Origin of the sequence: Moorena sp. SIO2C4 (assembly GCF_010672485.1) — a bacterium.
Classification (GTDB): Bacteria; Cyanobacteriota; Cyanobacteriia; order Cyanobacteriales; family Coleofasciculaceae; genus Moorena; species Moorena producens.
The window spans coordinates 1-8,126 of sequence record NZ_JAAHGN010000244.1; the positions used below are offsets into that span (position 1 = coordinate 1).

Below are 8,126 nucleotides of genomic sequence, written 5' to 3' on the forward strand. Positions count from 1 at the left end.
TCCCAATCTGGTAATTCGGTCATTGGTCTTTGGTCATTGGTCTTTAGTCTTTGGTCTTTGGTTTTTAGTCATTGATCATTACCTCAGTTTAATCGTCAAACCAGCTGGCACGCCATGCTGCTTCGGCTTGAGCAACTGCCTTTTGCCGCTGTTTTTTGTAATACTCTCGCTTCAGTTGACTCATTTTAGCTAATAGATCTCTAATTTTCTTACGTCCAGGGGTCAAGTTAGGGTCTGCAAATTCTATCTCAGATAAGCGCAGCTTAATGGCAATAATACGGGTTAATCTGGATTCATCTGTTTCGCCATCACCTTTAGTTTCCATCATTATTTTGATAATATTGGGGGATTCAGCCGTTTCGATTGCAGATGCTTCGACTTTTGCCGCTGCTTCTAGGATTTCTTGGGGAAATTTGTCTGGTATAATTGAGGATTTATGCAAGATCCGATTGGTTTCCACAGAGACATCTTGAATAGTTTTGGTGATCCCACTCTCTAGGTGCTTGAGCCATTCCTCCAGTTTCTCTATGCTATTTCGTGGGTTACTCGTCAACTCAGCTGCTGGTGATGGCTCGGTTGGAGCATTAAGAAATGGAGAGTCTTCTGTAGATGAAGGTATTTCAGATGAAGGCATTTCAGAGTCATGATCAGAGTCATGATCAGAGCCATCAGTAGTAGCTGACCTTGACTCTTGCCACTGTTCTAGGAGTGATGGCAACTGTTGTTGAGTCTCTTGAGCCAGCTTTCGTAGGGATTGCTGTAACTGTTGCCGACTGTTAACCGACAAATTTAGAAAAGACTCAGGATACCCTTGAGTACAAATCCGATAGGCAGCCATAATCAGCTGCTGCCCGACGCATTGACCTAAAAAGGTCAAATAGTTAGAGTAGGTTGTTTGGAATTCTTTTGCCAAATGGGTGATGGCTTCCTCTAAGGCTGCCAATTCCTGGTCAATTCGATTCACTGCTGTTATTTATACAATTCCATAGCTAATCCCTTGAGCATATCAAATACATGCCTAGTCTACAGTATGCCCATTCTTATAGTTGTACCATGATCGGCTTCTACCCGTAGGAGTGTCAAATTCTCGTTCGCCCAATTAGCTCCCCAACTAGACGTTGCATCTGCCTAGTTTTAAGTACGATCATTTTTTGTGAAAAACAGTATATATTGATACAGAATTATAACAGAAAAAGATATTAGATCAAAACACCTCAAATACAAACCTATCAACTAGTCAATAACCTCACCTAATCCGAAAGGATGTAGATGGGTTACTAAAGAGGTAAGACTTTATTAGAGTTGACCAAAAATTTTGGGTTTCAAGCCTGGCCTTTGGCCACGCTACTTGAGGTGCCCTTCTAGGGCGACTTTTCCAGAGTTGATACATAATGAGGATGTAGCCTAGCACAGGCAGGATTCGTCGGTACTGCCAAGCTCCCCAACGACGTAAAGCGATGCTAGTACACGAGGCGCGAAAAACCTCATCGGTGCGCTTGACCCGTAATTAAATTCGCCACGGGTCGCACCGCCAAAACCCATGGATCAAGCGCGGATACCGAAGAACCAGTAAAGTCAACTTTCACCAATTAACGTACCGTGGGGCACAGGGGAACGTATTTAAACGCTTAGGGAGACAAGCCCACTGGGGTTAGTTAAATTAGGCTCGGTATTTGGTTCTTTAGAACGGATACTTGGCTTAAGTATTGCCTTTCGGATAGCTAATTTTAAGGCGTGTCGTAGAACATTGAATCTCCGCTCATAAGCGAGCAGGGAGTGTCAATAGACCACAAGCGTGTTTAGCTGGTAACCACTTCCTTTATATTTACCCAGTTCGGATTATCAGCAAATTTTCGTGAGCATTAGTGCATGGTAGTTGAGAAATCGTGGCGTACGTGGTCGAGGGGAGTAATCACTTTTACACGAGAGGTTGATCAGCATGTATCGTGTACCAGTTTTATCGAAATTGCTTAGTCAATTTTCTACCAAGAAAACATGCTTACTTGAACCTAGAACTGGATTAATTTCAAAACCATTAGTCTAAACCATTAGTTAGAGGTGCAGCATGTCGGTTGGGGCTAAGTACTTTCAAGGTGGCTTCCATCCCTTGAAAGCACCGTCAGCAAATAACTCTACCAGTGTAGGTGGGGTATCCTGCAGCAATTTTTAATGAAAAATTTCATTTAATGAAATATTTCATTAAATAATGCTTTAATTCCCTTGACTATAGTCCCAGTTATTTGTAAGGTTTTGTCTTAAGACAAGGCTTTAGCTGAAGAAACTCCCTGATTACTGGCCCAGACAGGGGTCTAGCATCTAGCAATCAGGTATGTAAAGGTAGCAGGGTGAGGTCATGATGAGTCCTTGAAAAATGATGGACTATTAGGTTTCGGTGGCTAATTTTACAATTTGTTTCCTGAAGTTTCTCAGTGTGAGGAAGTGTATCAAAAAGAGAGGTAAGTTAACGCTTATTATGTCAAGTTCAAAATCTCAGCGAACAATGAAAAACAAGGGTACCCTAGTAAAATCTAGGCGACCGATGGCTCACCAATCCTCCCGCTCATCGTGGGATTCTCCTTATCTAGAGCCATTGAAAGCGATCGCAAAATCGTTTTCCCCTTACTGGCTCGCCTGTATTCCTCTGACAGGGATAATTGTTCTAGTTTGGCATACAGCTGCTGTTGCCCAGGATAGTGCGGCACCTAGCCCAGCCGAAATTCAGGGAACTCTCAATGCTATCTGGATATTGGTAGCTGCCATCCTAGTTATCTTCATGAATGCCGGATTCGGAATGCTAGAAACCGGCTTCTGCCGCCAGAAGAATGCGGTAAACATTCTCTCGAAGAACCTAATCGTCTTTGCCTTGGCAACCATTGCGTTTTGGGCAATTGGTTTCTCCTTTATGTTCAGCAAAGGCAATGCATTTATTGGGATGTCGGGCTTTTTCCTAAGCAGTGAAGATCCCGCTACCTATGGGTTAGACCCATTTCCGGCAGGTCTACCGATATCGGTATTTTTCCTATTCCAAGCTGCTTTTGCTGGAACTGCCGCAACTATCGTGTCCGGTGCGGTTGCTGAACGGATTAAGTTCCTAGACTTCTTAATCTTCAGCATCCTGATTGTTGGTTTTTCCTACTCCATCACTGGACACTGGGTTTGGAGCAGTGATGGTTGGCTTGGTGCCATGGGATTCTCAGACTTTGCTGGCTCAACCGTGGTTCACTCCGTTGGTGGCTGGGCGGCTTTGATGGGAGCTGCCTTCCTCGGACCCCGTAGCGGTAAGTACGAAAACGGTGAACCTCGTGCTATCCCAGGTCACAACATGAGTATTGCAACTCTTGGTTGCTTGATTCTCTGGATCGGCTGGTTTGGCTTCAATCCCGGTTCTGAGCTAGCTGCTAGTGAGGCAGTTCCCTATATTGCGGTGACCACTAACCTAGCCGCAGCAGCTGGTGGGATTACCGCCACCTTGACGGCTTGGCTAAAAGATGGTAAGCCAGACCTGTCGATGATCATCAACGGGATTTTGGCTGGATTAGTAGCAATTACCGCTCCCTGTAACAATGTCAGCTATCTCTCAGCAGTGATTATTGGTGCGATTGGTGGCATCATTGTTGTATTCTCGGTTTCCTTCTTTGACAACATCAAAATTGATGACCCGGTAGGGGCAATTTCAGTCCACTTGGTCAATGGTATCTGGGGAACCCTAGCCGTTGGACTCTTCGCTAAAGATTCAGGTCTGTTTACCGCCGGTAGTGCCGGTCAACTTGGCACCCAAATCCTGGGTATTCTAGCGATTGGTGGCTTTACCGTGCTGTTTAGTGGTATCGTCTGGTTCGTGCTCAAACTTACCCTCGGTATCCGGGTGACACCAGAAGAAGAACTGGAAGGCTTGGATATTGCCGAACACGGTATGGAAGCTTACGCTGGATTTGTCAAGGAATCCAGTGTGATCCCTAGTTCTAGCATGGGTAACTTCAGTAGTAGTACAGACATGGCTAGTAGCTCTGAATTTTAGAGTTTTGCTAGCATGGTCTATTGCTTTTAACTAGCTTTTGTTAACAGTTGACAGTTAAGCGTTAACTGTCAACTGTCACCTGATGGTATTACCTTTTCCCTAACGGATGTTAGAACAGAAATAATGCCAATTTTTTGTTCATTGAGTTGAAGCGTTGTCCACCTTGGGCTTTAATATCCCTTGCTGCCAATGGGTTCATGATTCTGACTCTCAGCTGGGTACTACTGGGTGAGTATCAGCAGTCAACGTCAAATCCAGTTAGCCATCCTGTGGTAACTACCCGAATTTTAAATCCCACCCCTGAACCAGTAATTGAATTAGGACCACGACACCAGTTAAATTACCAACAATGGTTGGCACTGCTGGAGAGGGAAGCTAAGGTAGTGGCTAATCAACAACCGGAACAGTTAACCGTTCTGCTGGGAGATTCTCTAAGCCTATGGTTTCCCAATGCACTGCTACCCCCAAAACGCTACTGGCTTAATCAAGGACTGTCTGGGGAAACCTCAGCAGGGTTGCTCAAGCGCTTAGATATTTTGGATCAGACTAAGCCAGAAGCAATTTTTGTGATGATCGGCATCAATGACCTAATTCGGGGGGTCAAGGATGAAGCAATTCTAGAAAACCAACGGCTAACGATTCGCTACTTACGGCGAGCCCATACCGAAACTAAGATTGTCCTTCAATCGATTTTGCCCCATGGTGCTGAACAGGCAACCTGGGAAGGACGCGATCGCTTACTTACTATCCCCAACAGTCGCATCCAAAATCTGAACCAGCAGCTAAAAGCGATCGCTCACGCAGAAGGAGCGATTTATCTAAATCTCTATCCCCTCTTTGCTGATAATCAGGGCAACCTGCAACCTGAGCTTAGTACCGATGGCTTGCATCTGAGTCCCCAAGGTTACTTAGTCTGGCGCTATGGTTTACAAATCTTTGAGCAACTTATCCTCCAAGAAGGATTAGCTATTCCTATAGCAAAGGGGACAGGGAGCAGGGAGTAGGGAGTAGGGAGCGGTGCGACCCGTGGCGAATTTAATTCGCCTACGGAAAGCGCACCGAGGGAGTAGGGAACAAAAATTATCACAATTCCTAAACGGATTGCGTCAGGGTTGATTAAAAGTAAATTAATAATAGCAGTGATGGATAAGTAATTTGCTTAAGATAGCTCCATGGATACAAAAGCTTTCAAGCGCTCACTCCAAAAATCAGATAACTACCACCGTAAAGGATTTGGTCACGAAGCCGAAGTTACCTCTCAGTTGGAATCGGAATATCAAAGCAGTCTGATTCAAGAGATTCGTGCCAATAACTATCGGCTGCAACAGGGAGATGTGACCATCCGGCTAGCAGAAGCATTTGGCTTTTGCTGGGGTGTAGAGCGAGCTGTAGCCATGGCTTATGAAACCCGCACCCACTTCCCCAATGAACAGATCTGGATTACCAATGAAATTATTCACAACCCCTCTGTTAACCAGCGTTTGCGGGAAATGTCAGTAGGATTTATTGCCGTTGAGGATGGCAAGAAAGACTTCTCTGTTGTTGGTGCTGGGGATGTGGTGATTTTACCAGCATTCGGTGCTAGTGTTCAGGAAATGCAGCTACTCCACGAGAAAGACTGCAAGATTGTAGATACTACCTGTCCCTGGGTGTCCAAAGTGTGGAACACGGTAGAGAAGCATAAGAAAAAAGAGTACACTTCGATTATTCACGGCAAATATAAACACGAGGAAACCGTAGCAACGAGTTCCTTTGCCGGAAAATATCTAGTGGTGCTGAATCTACAAGAAGCGGAGTACGTTGCCAACTACATTCTCAATGGTGGTAACCGGGAGGAATTTCTCGATAAATTTAAAAACGCTATCTCCGCTGGCTTTGACCCAGAGCGGGATTTAGAGCGGATTGGGATTGCCAACCAAACTACTATGCTCAAGACCGAGACCGAGCAGATGGGCAAACTTTTTGAGCGCACCATGATGAAGAAATATGGTACGTCTAATTTAAACGATCACTTCCAAAGCTTCAATACCATTTGTGATGCCACCCAAGAACGGCAGGATGCCATGTTGGAGCTAGTGGAAGAAAAGCTAGACTTGATGATTGTGATTGGTGGCTTTAATTCCTCCAATACCACTCACCTGCAAGAAATTGCGATTGAGCGACAACTACCATCCTATCACATTGACAGTGTCAACCGGATTATTTCTGCTGATGAAATCGAGCATAAACCCCTACATCAGGAGGTAGAAGTAGCACGAAATTGGCTTCCCTCTGGTTCGATAGTGGTAGGAGTAACCTCTGGAGCGTCTACTCCTGATAAGGTAGTAGAAGATGTAATCAATAAGATTTTTGAACTTAAAGCGACTGCTGTAGCAGTTTAGAACTAACTGGGATTAGTTAAAATTGAAAATTTTAACTGGTTAATAGCCATTAATAATTTTCAATTTTAACAATTTTAAATTAACATCCAAGGGTATAAATTTAATCTAGGCATTCAGCTGACAGCTGACAGCTAAGGGCTGAATGCTTAATAAGGTACAGTCAATTTGATTTCCTCTACTCCCTACTCCCTACTCCCTATTCCCTACTCCAAATTCCCATCAACCATTAGCCTCCAATCGCCACAATAACCATCCTCCTGCTCCGAAACCGAATAAATTAGGTAACCAGGCGGCTACAATAGGGGAGAGAATTCCCGCTATACCAAAACCTCCGATCACAAAGCTCAGTAAGTAGTAGCCAAAAATTACGATTAAACAGACCCCAAAGCTAGTCCCTTTGCTGATTCGTTTAGGTCGAATACTGATGCTTGCTCCCACTAAGCCAAAGATTATACAAATGAATGGAAAAGCAATTTTTTGTTGCATCCGCACTTGCAGCATCCGGAGTTTTTTGCGATCGCCAGCTCCCTGAAGCAACTGGATCATTTCTATGGCTTGAAGAATATTCATCTCATAGGGGTCACGGGCTTTAGTGACTAAATCAAGGGGCGCTCTAGGAAATGGAATTTCTTGATGATCAAAGGTTACTATTTTTTGGAAAGAGGTATTAGGACTAATAAAATAAATTGACCCATGGAAAAAATCCCAGGTATTTTGCGTAGAGTTCCAAAGAGCTGATTCCGATAGAATAATTTTGTTCAACTTACCCAGATTAGACCACTCCAAAACAGTCAAATCTTTCATGGTCTGACCATCAAATTCATTGGCGTAGAATAAGCGTTTGAGTGTCTGAGTAGTTGTGCCATTGGGTTGGGGAAAAGTCTGATACTCTGGATACAGAATACCGTTTTCATTGAAAGCGGGTTTTTCCTGATTAAGAGCTTTTTCTAATGTTATAGTTGCCTGGTAGTTAGCCGCTGGAACAATTAATTCATTGAACAGGAAAGTAATCCCGGTGACCACTAGGCTGAGAACCAGAGCAGGGGCAACCAGTCGGTATAAACTCACACCGCAGCTGCGCAGGGCAATTAACTCACTGTCATTACTCAAGCGAGAATATGCTATTAGTGTCGCGAGAAGTACTGATATGGGTAAGGCATAGGACATAAACTCAGGAAACTTCAACAGCACGACTTGGGCAGCAATTGTCCAGGATAGTCCTAACTCAGTGATTTTGACTACCATATCAAACAGGCTACCCACAGCCACACCAATAGATGAAAACCCGCCAACACCAAATAGAAACGGTGGGATGAGTTCAGCAGCGATGTAGCGATCCATCACTGATAAGCTAGGAAAAACGAATTTGAGGAAGTAAGGTTTGCCGAGTTTCAATCTTGTTAAGTGGTTAGAGTTTCAAAAAGCATAGAAAACAATTTCATGCCTTTTGTTGCTAAGTTTTCCCAATCCAGTAAACCTACCATGTTTGTTATGGGAGTATCTGCAAACTATCGCAATTCTGATCACAAGTGGTGTGGGGTGTGGGGTGTGGGGTGTTTTATAGCAGAAGTCAGAAGTCAGAAGTCAGAAGTCAGAAGTAAAACTCTTGCGCTTCTTGATGCAATAGCGAGTGGGGGAAACCCCCAAGACCGTAATGGTGCTTTTTCCGTTGGCGAATTAAATTCGCCACGGGTCGCACCTCTGCATCGCTTACAAAGGGTGTGAGA

The 8,126-nt window shown here is 44.3% G+C and carries 5 protein-coding genes; 3 read left to right on the forward strand and 2 right to left on the reverse strand.

Annotated features, from left to right (window positions below):
- Window positions 1–88: 88 nt before the first annotated feature.
- Window positions 89–964, reverse strand: coding sequence for a hypothetical protein (locus tag F6K20_RS14755; RefSeq protein ID WP_008185564.1), 876 nt, complete (start codon window positions 962–964; stop codon window positions 89–91).
- Window positions 965–2,539: 1,575 nt separating this feature from the next.
- Here F6K20_RS14755 and F6K20_RS14760 point away from each other — a divergent pair.
- The 3 genes from F6K20_RS14760 (at window position 2,540) to F6K20_RS14770 (ending at window position 6,399) form a co-directional block, all read left to right on the forward strand.
- Window positions 2,540–4,018, forward strand: a complete 1,479-nt coding sequence (locus tag F6K20_RS14760; protein WP_131827441.1) for an ammonium transporter — start codon at window positions 2,540–2,542, stop codon at window positions 4,016–4,018.
- 134 nt (window positions 4,019–4,152) lie between these two features.
- Window positions 4,153–5,022 carry a GDSL-type esterase/lipase family protein gene (locus F6K20_RS14765; RefSeq protein ID WP_287251195.1) on the forward strand — a complete coding sequence of 290 codons (870 nt, stop codon included), beginning with the start codon at window positions 4,153–4,155 and terminating at the stop codon, window positions 5,020–5,022.
- 168 nt (window positions 5,023–5,190) lie between these two features.
- On the forward strand, window positions 5,191–6,399 hold the full coding sequence (locus tag F6K20_RS14770) for a 4-hydroxy-3-methylbut-2-enyl diphosphate reductase (RefSeq protein ID WP_287251194.1): 1,209 nt from the start codon (window positions 5,191–5,193) through the stop codon (window positions 6,397–6,399).
- Window positions 6,400–6,618: 219 nt separating this feature from the next.
- Here F6K20_RS14770 and F6K20_RS14775 read toward each other — a convergent pair whose 3' ends face one another.
- Entirely contained in the window at window positions 6,619–7,794 is a 1,176-nt protein-coding gene (locus F6K20_RS14775) for an LptF/LptG family permease (protein WP_353736758.1), read from the reverse strand.
- Window positions 7,795–8,126 lie beyond the last annotated feature (332 nt).

Excerpts from the sequence above, each read along its gene's own strand:
- F6K20_RS14760 (WP_131827441.1), top strand. The coding sequence starts at position 2,540 with ATGGCTCACCAATCCTCCCGCTCATCGTGGGATTCTCCTTATCTAGAG.
- F6K20_RS14770 (WP_287251194.1), top strand. The coding sequence starts at position 5,191 with ATGGATACAAAAGCTTTCAAGCGCTCACTCCAAAAATCAGATAACTAC.